17 protein-coding genes, 1 tRNA gene and 2 pseudogenes are annotated in these 16,127 nt (G+C 71.2%); 15 read left to right on the top strand and 5 right to left on the bottom strand.

Going from position 1 to position 16,127, the window contains the following annotated elements; all coding sequences use genetic code 11:
* The first annotated feature begins 356 nt into the window (after window positions 1-356).
* Together F4556_RS16605 and F4556_RS39455 are read left to right on the top strand one after the other, a co-directional pair.
* A tRNA-Gly gene (locus F4556_RS16605) sits at window positions 357-435 on the top strand.
* Between the two features lie 27 nt (window positions 436-462).
* A complete protein-coding gene (locus F4556_RS39455; protein WP_184916268.1) occupies window positions 463-801 on the top strand; it encodes an HNH endonuclease in 339 nt (112 codons plus the stop codon).
* On the opposite strand, the gene F4556_RS16595 is transcribed toward F4556_RS39455, so the two are convergent.
* Entirely contained in the window at window positions 798-1,280 is a 483-nt protein-coding gene (locus F4556_RS16595; RefSeq protein ID WP_184916265.1) for a Rossmann-fold NAD(P)-binding domain-containing protein, read from the bottom strand. The genes F4556_RS39455 and F4556_RS16595 overlap by 4 nt on opposite strands.
* 559 nt (window positions 1,281-1,839) lie before the next feature.
* Here F4556_RS16595 and F4556_RS16590 point away from each other — a divergent pair.
* Window positions 1,840-2,334, top strand: coding sequence for a phage terminase small subunit P27 family (locus tag F4556_RS16590; RefSeq protein ID WP_184916262.1), 495 nt, complete (start codon window positions 1,840-1,842; stop codon window positions 2,332-2,334).
* A gap of 100 nt (window positions 2,335-2,434) precedes the next feature.
* Here the strand turns inward: F4556_RS16590 and F4556_RS16585 are convergent, their stop codons facing one another.
* Window positions 2,435-3,013, bottom strand: a complete 579-nt coding sequence (locus F4556_RS16585) for an XRE family transcriptional regulator (RefSeq protein WP_344370832.1) — start codon at window positions 3,011-3,013, stop codon at window positions 2,435-2,437.
* Window positions 3,014-3,316: 303 nt separating this feature from the next.
* Between F4556_RS16585 and F4556_RS16580 the strand changes: the two genes are divergently transcribed.
* Window positions 3,317-3,607, top strand: coding sequence for a hypothetical protein (locus F4556_RS16580; RefSeq protein ID WP_184916256.1), 291 nt, complete (start codon window positions 3,317-3,319; stop codon window positions 3,605-3,607).
* Window positions 3,608-3,872: 265 nt separating this feature from the next.
* A complete protein-coding gene (locus F4556_RS16575; RefSeq protein WP_184916253.1) occupies window positions 3,873-4,145 on the top strand; it encodes a hypothetical protein in 273 nt (90 codons plus the stop codon).
* Between the two features lie 325 nt (window positions 4,146-4,470).
* On the opposite strand, the gene F4556_RS16570 is transcribed toward F4556_RS16575, so the two are convergent.
* The gene (locus tag F4556_RS16570) at window positions 4,471-4,749 is read right to left on the bottom strand and encodes a GntR family transcriptional regulator (protein ID WP_246511032.1); all 279 of its coding nucleotides are present in this window, start codon (window positions 4,747-4,749) and stop codon (window positions 4,471-4,473) included.
* Between the two features lie 153 nt (window positions 4,750-4,902).
* Here F4556_RS16570 and F4556_RS16565 point away from each other — a divergent pair, with 153 nt between their 5' ends.
* The 4 genes from F4556_RS16565 (at window position 4,903) to F4556_RS16550 (ending at window position 7,462) form a co-directional block, all read left to right on the top strand.
* Window positions 4,903-5,430, top strand: a complete 528-nt coding sequence (locus F4556_RS16565) for a hypothetical protein (RefSeq protein WP_184916247.1) — start codon at window positions 4,903-4,905, stop codon at window positions 5,428-5,430.
* A complete protein-coding gene (locus tag F4556_RS16560; protein WP_184916245.1) occupies window positions 5,430-5,813 on the top strand; it encodes a hypothetical protein in 384 nt (127 codons plus the stop codon). Before F4556_RS16565 ends, F4556_RS16560 begins: the two co-directional genes overlap by 1 nt.
* Window positions 5,814-6,023: 210 nt before the next feature.
* Entirely contained in the window at window positions 6,024-6,275 is a 252-nt protein-coding gene (locus tag F4556_RS16555; protein WP_184916242.1) for a DUF6457 domain-containing protein, read from the top strand.
* Entirely contained in the window at window positions 6,272-7,462 is a 1,191-nt protein-coding gene (locus F4556_RS16550) for a molybdopterin molybdotransferase MoeA (protein WP_313068328.1), read from the top strand. The genes F4556_RS16555 and F4556_RS16550 overlap by 4 nt, the downstream gene beginning before the upstream one ends.
* A 7-nt stretch (window positions 7,463-7,469) precedes the next feature.
* Here the strand turns inward: F4556_RS16550 and F4556_RS16545 are convergent.
* Window positions 7,470-8,114: pseudogene (locus tag F4556_RS16545) on the bottom strand (potassium channel family protein); the annotation flags it as partial.
* A 75-nt stretch (window positions 8,115-8,189) separates the two neighbouring features.
* On the bottom strand, window positions 8,190-8,798 hold the full coding sequence (locus tag F4556_RS16540) for a LysE family translocator (protein WP_184916239.1): 609 nt from the start codon (window positions 8,796-8,798) through the stop codon (window positions 8,190-8,192).
* Between the two features lie 151 nt (window positions 8,799-8,949).
* Here F4556_RS16540 and F4556_RS16535 point away from each other — a divergent pair, with 151 nt between their 5' ends.
* The 6 genes and pseudogenes from F4556_RS16535 (at window position 8,950) to F4556_RS16510 (ending at window position 16,124) form a co-directional block, all read left to right on the top strand.
* Window positions 8,950-10,041, top strand: coding sequence for a potassium channel family protein (locus F4556_RS16535; protein WP_376775710.1), 1,092 nt, complete (start codon window positions 8,950-8,952; stop codon window positions 10,039-10,041).
* A gap of 55 nt (window positions 10,042-10,096) precedes the next feature.
* Window positions 10,097-11,074: an NAD(P)H-quinone oxidoreductase gene (locus tag F4556_RS16530; RefSeq protein WP_184916233.1), complete on the top strand. Its 978-nt coding sequence runs from the start codon at window positions 10,097-10,099 to the stop codon at window positions 11,072-11,074.
* A 150-nt stretch (window positions 11,075-11,224) separates the two neighbouring features.
* Entirely contained in the window at window positions 11,225-12,055 is an 831-nt protein-coding gene (locus F4556_RS16525) for a hypothetical protein (RefSeq protein WP_184916229.1), read from the top strand.
* A gap of 97 nt (window positions 12,056-12,152) precedes the next feature.
* Window positions 12,153-12,740, top strand: a complete 588-nt coding sequence (locus tag F4556_RS16520; RefSeq protein ID WP_184916225.1) for a bacterial proteasome activator family protein — start codon at window positions 12,153-12,155, stop codon at window positions 12,738-12,740.
* A 189-nt stretch (window positions 12,741-12,929) separates the two neighbouring features.
* Window positions 12,930-14,273: pseudogene (locus F4556_RS16515) on the top strand (protein kinase domain-containing protein); the annotation flags it as partial.
* Between the two features lie 156 nt (window positions 14,274-14,429).
* Window positions 14,430-16,124, top strand: coding sequence for a protein kinase domain-containing protein (locus F4556_RS16510; protein WP_184916219.1), 1,695 nt, complete (start codon window positions 14,430-14,432; stop codon window positions 16,122-16,124).
* Window positions 16,125-16,127 lie beyond the last annotated feature (3 nt).

Raw genomic sequence — 16,127 nt, 5'->3', positions numbered from 1 at the left:
GTGGTCCGACTCTCCAACTGGCCTGCCAGTAACCAACGGTGGGTCGCCGATGCCGCGAGGTGTCCAATCGATGCGCGCCCCCCACGACCCCGGCCGGCTGCTGGCCGTCGACGTGACACCGAGGCAGTCGGACGGCCGACCGATCAACCCGCCGGTAGTCCCGCCGGAGTCGTGAGGCAGAGCGAGGGGACCGCACCAGCCCGAGTAACGGCGTCCGCCAGGGCGCACCGAAAGGGACTAACCGAGTGCGGTCCCCACCGCCCCGCGAGGGGCACTAGGACCAACAGGAACGACACCAACGGCGGAAGCTCCGGGGTGTCCGAGGCAGGGGTGAAGCGGTTCGCCTGCCACACAGAGCCCACCTAGCCCAAACGGCGAGGCAGCGCGCCAACCACGGCGCGTGTCATCCCGGTTCGAGTCCGGGGGCGGGCACCAGGACCCAACTACCAACCAGGGGGCATCGTGCGCTGTATCGACTGCCCCGACGCACCGACGCACCGGGGGCGCTGTAGAGCCCATCACACGGCCTACGAAGCGCGTCCGAGTGTTCGAGCCCGTAGACGGCTGCAACGGCTGGTCTCACGCCACCACAGCGGCACCGAGAGGCTTCGCCGGCTGGTCGACCGAGCGGGCTCGGCACGGTGCGAGCTGTGCGGCGAGGACTTCCCCGCCGAGCTGGTCGACATAGACCACCGGACCCCGCTCGCCCTCGGTGGCGAGGACACAGACGCGAACGTGTGGGCGCTCTGTAGGGCCTGCCACAGGCTCAAGACAAGTGAAGACTTTGAAGTCATCTATTAGTCTAGTTTGTCTTCTTTTTCTTCGATGCTCTTCAGGGCCAATTTTCTACTTTCGTGGCGATAGACGGTAATTTCGATGAACTTCACAAAGGGAATTGCCAAGGCTCCAACGAAACCCACCCCCACGATGGTAACGAGATACGCCGCATTCCAACTCCCGGGATCGGGTCCGGGACTGTTTGCCAAAAATCTCAAGCAAAGCATTACTGCATGACCTGCGGCCCCCGCATAGAAGTAAGCAAAGATTCCGGCGACGACCCATGGCTGGAAGTGCTGGTGAGACTCCCTAATCGTTTCCGCCTCTACGGATCCGCTCTCGTACTTTAAATTCTCCAAGCGGGCCTTCTGTCGAAGGGCGTGAGCTTTCTTGTCTTTTCGTTGCAGCTCTGCATGTGCAGCGTTAATCTGGACGGCAATGGCGATACTTAATGCCGGAATGATTACCGCGCATTGCTTTGCCAAATCGGGCGTCATGTCCATATATAAATCATGCAACCGGCGTCACAAGCCCGCGACTCTTGGAGCGCCATGCCGCGAAAGCCTCGCCCCCCATGCTCGGTGCCCGGGTGCCCCGAGCTGACCACTGGTGGTCGTTGCCCTCGCCACCAGGCCGAGGCGGACGCACAGCGCGAGACACCAGGCGGAAGCGCGTACGGCCCTCGCTGGCCACGCATCCGGAAGGCGTTCATCTACGCGCACCCGTGGTGTCTGCTCTGTGCTCGCGCTGCGGTGGTGGCTGACCACTTCCCCGAGTCGCGCCGATCGCTGGTCGCCCGAGGCGTGCCCGATCCTGACGCTTGGTCACGGCTCCGCCCGCTGTGCACGTCGTGTCACAGCCGCGAGACGGCCGTTCACCAGCCCGGAGGATGGGCCAGCGAGCGCGTCAAGCCCCTCCGAGGCCCTGACCAGGGGCGTTGCCCAGGGGGGTGACTCCCCTCCCGGGGCCCAAAGCGCGGGCGGGAGGCAAAAAACTCTCGCCGGAGCTGTGACCGTTTTTGGGCAGCCCGGCATCCCGGACACGATGCCGAGAGGAGACCGAATGGCCGACCGATACCGACCCACACCCGCCAACGTGCGGGTACGGGAAGGGAATCCATCCAAACGAGAGATCAAAGAGGGGGTGATCGTCCCGCGCGCCGTGCTCACCGAACCCGACTGGCGGCAGGTGTTCACCACGTCCCGCTTCACTGAGACCGAGCGCGCCAACGCCCGGTGCCGCGCGGTGGCGTCCGAGGAGTGGCGGCGCGTCGTTCCCGCGCTTGAGGTGGCAGCCGGCCTCGGCGAGGTGGACCACACCACCGTCAAGGACCTGTGCGTCTGCGTGGCCCGCATCGACCAGGCGGAGCGGGACCTCTCGGAGCGCGGGCTGATGGTGACCGCCGAGCGCGGGACTGTGAAGAACGGCGCCGCCACCATCGCTGCGCAATACCGTTCACAACTCGCACGCTACATCCGCGAATTGGGGCTCTCGCCGAGCGCGCGGGTCGCCATCGCCCCACCCGAACCGGACGACGACTCCGATATCTGGGACTGACCCGCAACCAGCATCACAACGGCCCCTGATCTACCTCCCCTAGCGGGCGGTGGGTCGGGGGCCGTTTCGGCATTTCCGGACCTTGACGTGCTGAGACGGTTCAGAGCGCGGGGGTTGCTCGTTCCCACAGTTCCTCGGCGTGGTCGGTGAATCGGGACCACATTCCGCCCTCCCCTGCGCCTCGCAGGTGCATGAGCGGTGAGTCGTGTCCGACGAGGCGGGCGAGATGTGGCGTCACCAGGGCGCTGTGGTCGAACCTGAACACGGACAGGCTCACGTGGTTCATCGCGTCTTCCGGGGCAGTGAACCGAGCTTCCACGCCCTCGACGGGCCCGAGCCGGTGCAGGTGCTCCAAGGTGATCCGGATGCGGGTGGAGACGGTGAGTGCCACGTCCTCGATGGCCTCGCGCTGACGCGTGACCTCCCCGGCAGGGTCACCCATGAGGAAGCGGACCCGGCAGCCTGCGGCGGCCTTGCGTCGGAGTGTCTCGACCAGGTTCGGTTGTTCGAGCCACAGGAAGTAGTTCGTATATCCGGCAAAGAAGAGTTCGGACTTCGCGCTTGTGATCAGCTCTCCCCATACAGAGGACGGGCATGCCGATCGGTACGGGTAGCTGCGGACGATCTCCCGATCTGACCCGGTCTTCAGTACGTCCCGAACTGCCTTCGGCCACAGCATAGTTGCGTCAACTCCCAGCGCCTGAGCGGCGTCCTCCCGGTTCCGCGCGTGGGGGATCAGGTCATCGTCCGACAGCCAGCGTTCGACCGTCTTGCCCGTCACTCCCACACGGCCCGCCAACTGGCGTGGCGTAAGACCAGCAGCGGACATAGCTGATCGTAGGGCAGTGTTCAAGTCATCCCCCATAGACGTTTGGGCGTTCTCTGACGCTACCGCCGGAACGCGCCAACTGTCTGGGCTATGGGCCTGATACGTCCGAAAGGGAGTGCCAACCTGGCGTCTCCACAGCGAGGGGAGCAGCCCATGTCGGTACTGCTGGGAAAGCGAACGACGACCGCCGTAACGGTGTCCATCGAGGGCATCACCGAGCCCGCCACGTTCAAGCATCTGCCGGACGCACTGGCGGCGTTGTGGGAGTCGCTGCGGGTGCTGCCGCTCGGCGCGGTGCAGGCGGACGCCTACCAGTACTTCCTGACCCGGCCGGATGCGGTGGAACGAGTGACGGAGTTTCTGACCCGTGACGGTCGTCTCGACCTGTCGTTCGCGCTGGTCGGCTGGTCCCATCTGGTGACGATTCAGCCGGCGGCGGCGTAGTGGCGTCGCCGCGCGAAGACGCCAAGGCACGAGCGCGGGAGATCGCCAAGGCGCTTCACATGTTGTACGGGCGTCCGCCGTCGATCACATGGACTGAGGAGGGGCACCTGCGGGTGTCTCTGCGGCTCACGGAGCAGCCTGACGAAGCGTTGACCATGGCCACACTGCGGGTGATGGAGCAGGGCGACAGGTACGGACACATCAACAGGCTTGATTGGCAAGCGATTTGGACCGACGTACATGTGAAGATGCCGGAGGAGAAGCAGTGAGTACAGTCGAGTTCTACCCGGACGGGTTCTGGGGCCTGCACTGGGAAGCAGCGGCACCGCCGGATGATGACGGAGACGTGGACGGGTTCGTGCTGGCCGTCATGGCCGACCGCCGAATCGCACTGGCCAACGTGGCCAGCCCCGGCGCCGTGGTCGTTGGTACCCCCGCCGAACTGACAGCCCTGCGCGACGCGCTGAACAGTGACCAACTCGGCTACCTGCTGGCCGGGGTTCACCAGCAGCGCTCAGGCGAGAGTTTCGAAAGCTGACGCCGTCAGCGTGGCCAGCCCCGTCCGGAGGTGACCCGGGCGGGGTTGCTTCGCGTCGGCGGCGGGGCTTACGCCCCTCGATTGGCAGCCTCCCAGCTCTTAGCGGTCGCCCTAAGTTGGTCCGTGACCTTCGGAGAGACGTTCTGATCGGTCTCCAAGTCGATCACCAGTTGAGTCAGGTCAGCCACGGCCGCCAGGATCTCTCGCGGGACGGGATGGCCCATGCTCAGGCCCCAGATGCGAGTAAGCGCCTCAGTGCTACTGCGTACGTACTCGTTCGCGTCAATAGCCATGCCGCCATGCTGCGGGCTGTCTGCCTCCGCAACTAGCTGGGATCGCCCGATCGGGTTTGCGGTGTGGTGCCACTCCGATCCGCAACGTAGGTGCCGCGCTGCGGGACGGTGTACGCGTACCCCTCTTCGCGCAGATGCCGGACCGCCCGTCGAGCGGTGTCCCGTGCCACGCCCCATCGCTGAATCAGCTTGGACTCTGACGGGATGGGCCGATCCACCGCGAGGGCCCCGGACTCGATGTCGCGGATGATCTCCGCCGCAATTTGCTGGTACGGCGGGGTGGGCGAGTCGTAGTCGATTTCCGAGGCCATCCCGCAAGGGTAGACAACGGGGGACATCCCAAGCTATAGGCCAACGTTGGTAGACGAGGGTAGAGGAGTTGGTCTACCGTCGTAACTGAAACGCCCCGGGACTGCGCTAACAGTCACCGGGGCACGTCTGCACAGCTTTAGGGAGCTGCCGACATGTCCGACCTTATATTCAGGGCTTGGCTATACACAGTGGCCGGCTGCCTGGTCGCAGCGTTCGTCCTGGCGCTCTACATGAGCGGCGCGACGAACACCCCGACCGGCCGCCACCGAGTCGGAGCACCGCGACCGATCCCCGTGGACGTGCCCGCACTGCGGGTGCCCGCCTACCACTACCGCGAGCGGCCCGTGTTCCCCGTAACCACCCCCGAGCCGAACCCGTCGCCCGCAGTCCAGCCTGCCCCGGTTCGGATTCTGCCCGTCGGCCCGACCCGGCAGGAAGTCGCCGCCGCAGCAGTCGAGCGGGAGCGGCGAGCCCACCACATCCCCGCGGCTGTCGAGCCGAAGTCCGAGCCGACTTCCGAGGTGGAGCCCGAGCCCGTAAAGGTGGTGCCGCTGTGGGAGCGGGACGAAGAACGGCAGCGAGTCGAGCGACGACGCACCCTCGCGGTGGTGTCCAATGAGCTGCCCGATCCCGGCTACACGTACGAAGGTGCGCACTGCCTCGCCGGGGCTGTGGCGTGATGACCAAGCCCACCACCAAGACGCCCACCTGTGGCGCGCGCCGTCCCGGATGGGAGAACGGATTCCCTGTCGGGCGGCACCGCATTCCGTGCGTACTCGACCCCGAGCACCAGGACGACCACGCGAACGGCCTCGGGGACCAGTGGCCGCAGAACGACAGCACCGAGCGGCGATGCTCCGGGCCGTGGGACTGTCAGCTCTGCGACCGCGAGTTCGGCCCCCGGCAGGCCGAGCCCATCAAACAGCGCTGCTGCCGCTGTAACCGGCCTACGGCTACCCCGGTGCTGGTCGGCGCCATCAAGCGGCAGAGCGGCCCCGCATGGTCCGTCTACGCCTGCCCCGAGGACGCTCCCGCCGTGCGGAAGCTCCTCGGCCAGCAGTAGTACCACCATGGCCCCGCTCCGGCGAGATCCGGGCGGGGCCACCGTCAGCACGCAATCCGGCGTGCAGACATGTCTTAGGGGGACGGAGCCCCTGCGTGTGCCACCTGGCGTCGAGCTCACGGGTGAGCCCCGGGGCGGGTGAGGGAAACGACGCGCGATGCTCATGGCCCGGAGCGTGGTGGGCGGCGGTGGATCAGGCAGCATGGGGCCATGGAGCGCACGCTGGATGACTGGATCGCCGACGTCGCCACCGAGCTGGGGATCGACCTGGAGGTGGACGTGGCCGGGCTGCTGGACCTCGCCCGGGTGGTGGCGCACGGGGTGGCCAGGCCCGCCGCGCCGCTGACGGCGTTCCTGGTCGGCTACGCGGCCGCCCAGCAGGGCGGTGGACCGGCCGAGGTGGCCCGGGCGCAGGCCAGGACGGCGGCGCTGGCCGAACGCTGGGCCGGGGAGCAGGAGTGACCACGGTGGCGGCCGCCGCTCCCGTACGGGCCCTGCGGCACTGCCCGTGGCCGCAGGCGCGGCGGGCGGCCCGGCTGGCGGTCCGTCAGCCGCTGCCGACCGTCGGGCTCGCGCTGGGTGCGGCGCTCGGGCAGACCCTGGCGGGGCCGTTGGAGGCGCTCACCGATCTGCCGGCCTTCGACACGTCCGCGATGGACGGCTGGGCGGTGGCCGGTCCCGGGCCGTGGCGGCTGGCGGGCCGGGTGCTGGCGGGGGAGTCGTGCGGGCCGCTGGCCGACGGGGCGGCGGTGCAGATCGCCACGGGGGCGCAGTTGCCGCCGGGTGCCACCGGGGTGCTGCGCCGGGAGCACGGCCGGACCGACGGGGTGGTGCTGCACGGGCTGGGCGAAGTGACGCCGGGTCAGGACGTCCGGCCGCGTGGCCAGGAGTGCCGCCGGGGTGAGCCGCTGCTGCCGGCCGGGACGGTGGTGACCCCGGCGGTGCTCGGGCTGGCCGCGGCCTGCGGGTACGACCGGCTGACCGTGCACCGCCGTCCGACCGTCGAGCTGCTGCTGCTCGGTGACGAACTGCTGGACTCCGGCCTCCCGGGGGCGGGTCTGGTCCGGGACGCGCTCGGGCCGCTGCTGCCGCCGTGGCTGGCCGCCGCGGGTGCGGAGCTGATCGGACAGCGCCGGGTCGGGGACGACTTCGGGCTGCTCCGGGACGCGATCCGGCACTCGCCCGCGGACGTGGTGGTCACCACCGGCGGGACGGCCGCCGGGCCGGTGGACTTCCTGCACGAGGCCCTCACCGCCACCGGCGCCCGGCTGCTGGTGGACGGGGTGGCGGTCCGCCCCGGCCACCCGATGCTGCTGGCCGAACTGCCGGACGGCCGCCACCTGGTGGGCCTGCCGGGCAACCCGCTGGCCGCCGTCGCGGGCGCCGTCACGCTGGCCCTGCCGCTGCTCGGCCGGCTGGCCGGCCGCCCGGGCCCGGAGCTGCGGACCGAGCCGGTGGCCGCCGCGCTGCCGGGCCATCCGACCGACACCCGGCTGCTCCCGGTGGTCAGGACCGACCGGGGTCTGGTGCCGCTGGCCTTCGACGGTCCGGCGATGCTGCGCGGCCTGGCCTTGGCCGAGGCACTCGCGGTGGTCCCGCCCGGCGGCGTGCCGGCCGACGGCCGGGCCGAGACCCTGGCCACGCCCTGACCCCCGGTCAGGCGGGCTTGATGGTGATGACGCGGTCGGTGAGCTGCAGGACGGCGGCCTCGGGTTCGGTGTAGTTGAGGACCCGCCGGCCGCGGACCACCGCGACCACCAGATCCACGCAGTCCCTCGGACTGTGCCCCGCCTCGGCCTTGGTGACCGGACGCTCCACCACGTCCAGCCCGTTGCCGTACGTCAGCAGATCCTCCATCACCGCCCCCGCATGCGGACTCAGCATCGACATCCCCAGCAACCGACCCGCCGAGCTGGAGCTGGTCACCACCACATCAGCACCGCTCTGCCGCAACAACGGCGCGTTCTCGTCCTCCCGCACCGCCGCCACGACGGTGGCCGTCTTGTTGAGCTGGCGGGCCGTCAGGGTGACCAGTACGGCGGTGTCGTCCCGCTCGGGTGCGACCACCACCTGGCTGGCGGTGGGCAGTTCGGCCCGCAGCAGGGTCTCGGTCCTGGTCGCGTCGCCGATCACGCCGGTCAGTCCGTCCCGGGTGGCCTGGTCGATCACCTTGCGCTGCGGGTCGACGATGACGATCTCCCGCCGGTCGACCCCCTGACCCAACAGGGTGGCCACCGCATGGCGGCCCTTGGTGCCGTAGCCGATGACGACGGTGTGCTCCCGCACGGTGGACCTCCAGCGGGTCGACGACTGGGCGTGCTGGCGACGATACCGAGCCCACCGGCCGGTCGACGGCGTTCACGCCCCCGACAGCGGTCAGATCTCGAAAGCCAGCACACCGGCCAGCGCGGCGAAGGCCCCGGCGAAGGTGCGGCGCATGCCGGTCACCACCGAGGGACGGGCCGCGACCCGGTCCCGGAAGGCGGCGGCGAAGCGGCCGTAGGCCACGAAGACGACGAAGGTCAGGGCCATGAACACCAGGCTCAGCTCCGTCATCCGCAGCCAGGAGTCCGGACGGCCGGAGTCCACGAACTGCGGCAGGAAGGCGAAGAAGAAGATGGTGAGCTTCGGGTTGAGCAGGTTGATCGCGACCCCGGTGGTGATCACCTTCAGGGCCGGCAGCGCGGGCGCGTCCTCCTCGACGGCCAGCGCGCCCTTGTCCCGCAGCGTGCCCCAGGCCATGTAGAGCAGGTACGCGACACCGGCGTACTTGATCGTCTGGAAGGCCGTCGCGCTGGTGTTCAGCAGCGCGGCCAGGCCGGTGATCGCGGCGATCATGTGGGGCACGATGCCGAGCGTGCATCCGACGGCGGCGACGACGCTGGCTCGCGTGCCGCGGGACAGGCCGGCCGCGACGGTGTACAGGGCACCGGTGCCGGGCGTCGCGACGATGGCGAGGGACGTCAGCAGGAAGCTGAGACTCAAGACGTTCCTCCAGAGGAATCCCGAAGTGGGCACCGTCCTGGCCCACTTGGCGTGCGCGAGACGATACCCGGTCACGGCCGGGCCGTCAGGGATCCGCGACTCGCCAGGCCGGAGCGGCCCTGGTGCGACGGTCGGCGGCATCCTGGTCCACGTGACGAAAAACGATCAGCCCTCCGGGCCCGGCCGCACCCCCTCGCGGCGATCGAGGTACCGCCTGAGCAGACGCCCGGACTCGGACCCCGAGTCCGGCAGCCGGATCACCCTGCCGACCCAGCCGCCGCAGCCGCCGCTGCGGCAGGTCTCCAGGCGGCTGGTGCTGGCCCTGGCGGTGCTGGTCGCCACCACGCTGATCGTCTGGCTGGACCGCAGCGGCTACAACGACAACTCCGACGGTTCGGTGGACCTGCTGGACGCCGCGTACTACGCCACCGTCACGCTCTCCACCACCGGGTACGGCGACGTCACCCCGGTCAGCGACGGGGCCAGGCTCACCAACATCCTGGTGATCACGCCGCTGCGCGTGGTCTTCCTGATCATCCTGGTCGGCACCACCCTGGAGGTGCTGACCGAACGGACCCGCCAGCAGTGGCGGATCGGCCGGTGGAAGGACACCGTGCGGGAGCACACCGTCGTCATCGGCTACGGCACCAAGGGCCGCCATGCGGTGGCCACCCTGTTGGGTCAGGGGGTCGACCGGCGGGAGATCGTCATCGTCGACCCGCAGGCCAAGGTGATCGATCAGGTCGCGATGGACGGGCTGGTCGGTGTCCAGGGCGACGGCACCCGCACCGAGACCCTGCTCCGCGCGGAACTGGCGCGCGCCGCCCGGGTGGTGGTCGCCCCGGGCCGGGACGACACCTCGGTGCTGGTCACCTTGACGGCGCGTCAGTTGAACAAGCACGCGACGGTGGTGGCGGCGGTGCGGGAGGACGAGAACGCGCCGTTGTTGCGGCAGAGCGGTGCTGATGTGGTGGTGACGAGTTCGAGTTCGGCGGGTCGGTTGCTGGGGATGTCGATGCTGAGTCCGCATGCGGGGGCGGTGATGGAGGATCTGCTGACGTACGGGAACGGGCTGGACGTGGTGGAGCGTCCGGTCACCAAGGCCGAGGCGGGGCACAGCCCGAGGGACTGCGTGGATCTGGTGGTCGCGGTGGTCCGCGGCCGGCGGGTCCTCAACTACACCGAACCTGAGGCCGCCGTCCTGCAGCTCACCGACCGCGTCATCACCATCAAGCCCGCCTGAGACCGCCCCGGCGGCGTCCGTGATCGGCCCCGGCCGGGGCAGTACCGTCGGACGCATGCATGCGATGACGATTCCTCAGCCCGGTGGTCCCGAAGCGCTGGTGTGGGCGAAGGTGCCCGATCCGGTGCCCGCCGCGGGGGAGGTGCTGGTCGAGGTCACGGCCAGCGCGGTGAACCGGGCCGACCTGTTGCAGCGGCAGGGCCGCTACGCACCGCCGGACGGCACCTCGCCGTACCCCGGGCTGGAGTGCTCGGGGCGGATCGTCGCCCTCGGGCCCGGGGTGGCCGGCTGGGCGGTCGGCGACCAGGTCTGCGCGCTGCTGGTGGGCGGCGGGTACGCCGAGCTGGTGGCCGTGCCGGTCGGCCAACTGCTGCCGGTACCGGAGGGGCTGAGCGTGACCGAGGCGGCCGCGCTGCCCGAGGTGGCCTGCACGGTCTGGTCCAACCTCTTCATGGTGGCCCACCTGCGCCCCGCCGAGACCGTGCTGCTGCACGGCGGTGCCAGCGGTATCGGCACGATGGCGATCCAGCTCGCCAAGGCGGTCGGTGCCAAGGTGCTGGTCACCGCGGGGAGCCCCGACAAGCTGGCCCGCTGCGCCGAACTCGGGGCGGACGTCGGCATCGACTACCGCGAGCAGGACTTCGTCGAGGAGGTCGCGGCCGCCACCGGCGGGGCCGGGGCGGACGTGATCCTGGACATCATTGGCGCCAAGTACCTGGACCGGAACATCGACGCGCTGGCCACCAACGGCCGCCTGGTCGTGATCGGTCTGCAGGGCGGGGTGAAGGGCGAGCTGGACCTCGGCAAGCTGCTCGCCAAGCGGGCCGCGGTGGCCGCCACCACGCTGCGCAGCCGCCCGCTCGGCGAGAAGGCGGCGATCGTGGCGGCCGTCCGCGAGCACGTCTGGCCGCTGATCGAGGCTGGGGTGGTGCGGCCGGTGATCGACCGGGTGCTGCCGCTGACCGAGGCGGCCGAGGCGCACCGCGTGGTGGAGGCGGGCGAGCAGGTCGGCAAGGTGCTGCTGGCACGCTGAGCACCGGGGGCCGGCCGCAGGTGCGGTCGGCCCGGCGAGCTCCCGGCGAGTCCGAAATGCCTTGATTGTCGGAGTATGTGAGTCTGGTGCGGAGCTGTCCCGCCGCCGCCCGCGTCGCAGCGCGGTCGGCCGTCGGAAGGACCTCCCGTCGTGGCCGCACTTCCGTTCGCGTTCTCAGCACGTCCCGTTCCGGTCCTGGTGGTGTGGCGCACCGCCGTGCTGGCCGGGGTGGCGGTGCCGTTGCTGCTGGCCGGGCCGACCGCGCTGGCGGACGAGCGGGAGCAGGCCGGTCCGCCGCAGGTGGCGGTGGTGCTGCCCACCGTGCCGCCGGTGCTGATACCCCAGCTCCCCGCGCTGCCTGTACTCCCTCAGCTGCCCGCGTTGCCCGTGCTGCCCACCGTTCAGCTCCCGGTCGTCCCGAGTTCGAGCCCGGTACGGTCCGTCCCGGCGAAGCCCGAGCCGTCGGAGCCGGTCGAGCCCTCGCCGGTGCCGTCCGTGGAGCCCTCGCCCGCCCCGACGCCGAGCGCCGCGCCCAGTGCCGAGCCGTCCGCCGAGCCGAGCCCGGCCCCGACGCCCACCCGGGCGGCGGTGGAGCCCACCCCGACCCCGCTCCCGAGCCCGGTGGCGACCCCGGCCATCCCGGCCCGTCCGGCCGCGCCCGTCCTGCCGGTGGCGCCCGCCCGGCAGCAGCAGGAGCCTTCGCCCCGGCCGCCCGCGCCGGCGGCCCCCGCCGCCGAGCCGGTGGTCCCGCTGCCCGGCTGGGCCGCCCCGGCCGAGCCGGTCGAGTGGGAGGGAGAGGCCGAACCGTCCGCTCCGGCCGAGGTGGCCGACCGGGCCCCGGCGGCCGTCCGGATGGCGGCCGACTTCGCCGCCCCGCTGCGCTGGACCGACGCCTCCAACCTGCAGCTGCCGCTCGGTGCCGGGCTGGCGATGATCGGCTGCGGGCTGGCGCTGGTGGGCCTGCGGCTGCGCCGCCGCTGACGCCGGGTCAGGGCGGATCACCGGCGCGGGCGGCCTCGTACCCGGCATGATGGTGGGTGAGTTGACCCTCCCCCCGCGTGAAGCATATGAAGGAGCTATGACTAAGCCGATGAACGAACGGTCGCAGTCGGAGGACGCCCCGAAGGTGCTGATCGTGGGCCCGGACGGGATGCCGGTCGGCGCGGTCCCCGGGTCCGGGTTCGGCCGGATCGGGGAGGGCGAGGCGATGGAGCCGCGTGAGCTGCCGGTGACCGAGATGGTCGAGCAGCCCGCCAAGGTCATGCGGATCGGCAGCATGATCAAGCAGCTGCTCGAGGAGGTCCGGATGGCCCCCCTCGACGAGGCCAGCCGGGCGAGGCTGAAGGACATCCACGCCAGCTCGATCAAGGAGCTGGAGCTCGGCCTGGCGCCGGAGCTGGTGGAGGAGCTGGAGCGGCTCTCGCTGCCGTTCACCGAGGACTCCATCCCGACCGAGGCCGAGCTGCGGATCGCCCAGGCCCAGCTGGTCGGCTGGCTGGAGGGCCTGTTCCACGGCATCCAGACCGCGCTGTTCGCCCAGCAGATGGCGGCCCGGGCCCAGTTGGAGCAGATGCGGCGCGCGCTGCCGCCCGGCAGCCACGGCGCCGAGGCGGAGTTCGACGAGCCGGTGGAGGGCCGCGGCATCCGTTCGGGCCCCTACCTGTAGAGCTGCTGCGCGGACTTCGTTCCAGCTCGGACACGGCCTCGCCCCGGCCCTGATGGCGGTGGGTCGAGCCGATACCCTGACCCCTGTCGTCGGGCCCTCGCGGGCCGGCGGCCGGGGTCGGTCCGGTTCTGCACCCGGACGGCCGCGCAGCCGGGACACCTCCACAGCCGGAGGGGGAAGCAGGGGAGCATGAGCGGCGAGGACGGCAGCACGGTCGAGGGCCACTCGCTGGCGGGCGGCCGGTACGTGCTGCGGCACCTGCTCGGCCAGGGTGGGATGGCCTCCGTGCACCTGGCCCACGACACCGTGCTGGACCGCAAGGTCGCGGTGAAGACGCTGCACACCGAGCTGGGTCGGGAACCGGCCTTCCGGGAGCGGTTCCGCCGGGAGGCGCAGGCGGTCGCCAGGCTCCAGCACACCAACATCGTCTCGGTCTTCGACAGCGGCGAGGACATCGGCCCGGACGGCGCGACCACCCCCTACATCGTGATGGAGTACGTCGAGGGCCAGGCGCTCCGCGACGTGCTGAACGAGGCGATCGCCAAGCACGGCGCGATGCCGGCCGACCAGGCGCTGAAGATCACCGGGGCGGTGCTGTCCGCGCTGGAGGCCTCGCACGACCAGGGCCTGGTGCACCGGGACATCAAGCCGGGCAACGTGATGGTCAGCGCCAAGGGCACCGTGAAGGTGATGGACTTCGGCATCGCGCGCGCCCTGCAGTCCGGGGTGACCTCGATGACCCAGACCGGCATGGTGGTCGGCACCCCGCAGTACCTCTCGCCCGAGCAGGCGCTCGGCAAGAGCGTGGACGCCCGCTCGGACCTCTACTCGGTCGGCTGCATGCTGTTCGAGCTGCTCACCGGGCAGTTGCCGTTCGACGGCGACTCGCCCTTTTCGATCGCGTACAAGCACGTGCAGGAGGAGGCGCCCTCGCCCTCCGGCCTCAACCCGGCGGTCCGGCCCGGGGTGGACGCCCTGGTGGCCCGGGCGCTGCGGAAGGACCCGGCGCACCGGTTCCCCACCGCCGAGGCGATGCGGGCCGAGCTGGAGCGGATCGCGGCCGGGGTGCCGGACGGCGGTGCGCCGCTGCGCGCGGCCACCCCGCTGGTGATCGGCGAGGGCCCGCGTTCGGTGTCGGCCGGCGGCCCGGGGGCGGCCGGGAGTTCGCTGACCGGTTTCCCGCAGGTCGGCGGCGACCTGCGCGGGCCCACCCCGCAGGTGCACCAGCCGTACCAGCCGTCCACCCCGCCGCCGTACGGCCCGCAGACCCCGCCGCCGCCGGTCTTCGCCCAGCCGTACCCGGGGCCGCACACGCCGGGGCCGTTCCCGCAGCAGCAGCCCTCGCCGTACCAGGTGGGGCAGCCGTACCCCCAGCAGCCGTACACTGCACCGCAGTTCGCCCCGCAGCCGGCGAAGGGGAACGGCTGCTCGACCGCGCTGGTGGTGGTCGGGGTGATCATCGGGGTGATCGTGCTGGCCGTGGTGATCGTCGCCATCGTGGCGGCCAAGCAGGAGCAGAACCGGCAGGACGACACGTACGGTACCGGCGCCTCGACGGCTTCGAGCCAGTACCTCCCGGACCGGCCGATCTGACCGTCGCACCGGCTCCGCCACGGCACGGCGCGCCCGCCGAAGCGGTAGCGTTCCAAGGACGCAACTGACAGGGCGACCCGCCCGGGGCGAGGAGTGATGGCACAGACACAGCAGCCGGGCGACGGCGCGGACGAGACCCCCGAGACGCCCGAGGTGCCGACGGCCACACCCAGCACCGCCGAGACGGCGGAGACGGCCGTGCTGCCCGCCGGCGCTTCCGGTCCCGCCACCCCCGGCCGGGGCACCGCCGCACCGCTCGGCACCGTCGGCGACGGCCGCTACCGGCTCACCCACCGGCTCGGCCGGGGCGGGATGGCCGAGGTGTTCGCGGCCCAGGACGTCCGGCTGGCCCGGACCGTCGCGGTCAAGCTGCTCCGTACCGAACTCGCCCAGGACGAGACCGCCCGGCTCCGGTTCACCCGCGAGGCGCACTCCGTCGCCTCGCTCAACCATCACTCGATCGTCGCGGTCTACGACACCGGCGAGGAGATCGAGAACGGCGAGTCCACGCCGTACATCGTGATGGAGCTGGTCGAGGGCCGGACCGTCCGCGAGCTGCTGGTGGACGAGGAGGCGCCGCCGGTCGACCAGGCGCTGATCATCATCGCCGGGGTGCTGGAGGCACTCGCCTACAGCCACCGGCACGGCATCGTGCACCGCGACATCAAGCCCGCCAACGTGATCATCACGACCGGCGGCGCGGTCAAGGTGATGGACTTCGGCATCGCCCGCGCGCTCACCGGCGCGGCCAGCACGATGACCCAGACCGGCATGGTGATGGGCACCCCGCAGTACCTCTCGCCCGAGCAGGCCCTCGGCAAGGCGGTCGACCACCGCTCCGACCTGTACGCGGCCGGCTGCATGCTCTACGAACTGCTGGCGCTGCGCCCGCCGTTCACCGGCGACACCCCGCTCTCGGTGGTCTACCAGCACGTCCAGGACGCGCCGGTGCCGCCCTCGGAGGCCAACGACCGGGTGCCCGTCGCGCTGGACGCGATGGTGCTGCGCTCGCTGGCCAAGAACCCGGACGACCGGTTCCAGAGCGCGGACGAGTTCCGGGCCCACCTGCAGCACGCGCTGCGCGAGATGCACGGTGCGGCCGGGGCCGGGTACGCGGCGGGTGCCGCGGCCGCCGCTGCCGCCGCGGCGGGGCTGGCGGCGGCCGGGTCCGGGAACACCGGCGGCTACCCCGGCTACGAGGGCATCCCGAGCGGTGGCACCGCGATCACCGAGCCGCTCGGTGGCGTCGGGGCGGGCAGCGATCCGACGGCCGTCCTCGGGTACCCGGTCGGCTCGCCGTTCCGGACGCCGTCCGCGCCGTACCCCGCGGTCGACGGCGGAGGTGACGGCGGTTCGGACGACGAGGAGCCGAAGCGACGCCGGAACCCCTGGCCGGTGGTGGCCGGGGTGCTGCTGGTGCTCGGCGCCGCAGGCGTCGGCATCGGGCTGGCGCTGAACGGCGACAAGGGCACCGAGAACCCGGTAACCCCGGCGGTGTCCGCCTCCGCCTCGGCCTCGCCCAGCCCGTCGGCGGACAGCCCGACCCCGTCGGCCCCCAAGAGCACTCCCCGTACGCCGTCGCCGTCCTCGAGCCCGACACCGAGCCAGTCGGCCTCGTCGAGCCCGTCGCCGAGCCACTCCGCATCGCCGAGCCCGTCGCCGTCGACGAGCCCGTCCCCGAGCCCGTCACCCAGCCCGTCGCCGTCGCCGAGCCCGTCGCCCGCCAACTCCTCGTCCAACCCGGCCCCGCCGAGCACGCCTGCGGCGAACCCGAACCAGACCAACTCGTAACTC

The sequence above is a fragment of the Kitasatospora gansuensis genome, assembly GCF_014203705.1.
Taxonomy (GTDB): domain Bacteria; phylum Actinomycetota; class Actinomycetes; order Streptomycetales; family Streptomycetaceae; genus Kitasatospora; species Kitasatospora gansuensis.
Note: the sequence above shows the minus strand (reverse complement) of the source record. Positions and strands in the feature narration are given on the sequence as shown.

Coding starts and splice junctions, on each gene's coding strand:
- F4556_RS16595 (WP_184916265.1), bottom strand. CDS start 1,280: ATGGACATGACGCCCGATTTGGCAAAGCAATGCGCGGTAATCATTCCG.
- F4556_RS16590 (WP_184916262.1), top strand. CDS start 1,840: ATGGCCGACCGATACCGACCCACACCCGCCAACGTGCGGGTACGGGAA.
- F4556_RS16585 (WP_344370832.1), bottom strand. CDS start 3,013: ATGCTGTGGCCGAAGGCAGTTCGGGACGTACTGAAGACCGGGTCAGAT.
- F4556_RS16580 (WP_184916256.1), top strand. CDS start 3,317: ATGTCGGTACTGCTGGGAAAGCGAACGACGACCGCCGTAACGGTGTCC.
- F4556_RS16570 (WP_246511032.1), bottom strand. CDS start 4,749: ATGGCCTCGGAAATCGACTACGACTCGCCCACCCCGCCGTACCAGCAA.
- F4556_RS16565 (WP_184916247.1), top strand. CDS start 4,903: ATGTCCGACCTTATATTCAGGGCTTGGCTATACACAGTGGCCGGCTGC.
- F4556_RS16560 (WP_184916245.1), top strand. CDS start 5,430: ATGACCAAGCCCACCACCAAGACGCCCACCTGTGGCGCGCGCCGTCCC.
- F4556_RS16555 (WP_184916242.1), top strand. CDS start 6,024: ATGGAGCGCACGCTGGATGACTGGATCGCCGACGTCGCCACCGAGCTG.
- F4556_RS16530 (WP_184916233.1), top strand. CDS start 10,097: ATGCATGCGATGACGATTCCTCAGCCCGGTGGTCCCGAAGCGCTGGTG.
- F4556_RS16520 (WP_184916225.1), top strand. CDS start 12,153: ATGACTAAGCCGATGAACGAACGGTCGCAGTCGGAGGACGCCCCGAAG.
- F4556_RS16510 (WP_184916219.1), top strand. CDS start 14,430: ATGGCACAGACACAGCAGCCGGGCGACGGCGCGGACGAGACCCCCGAG.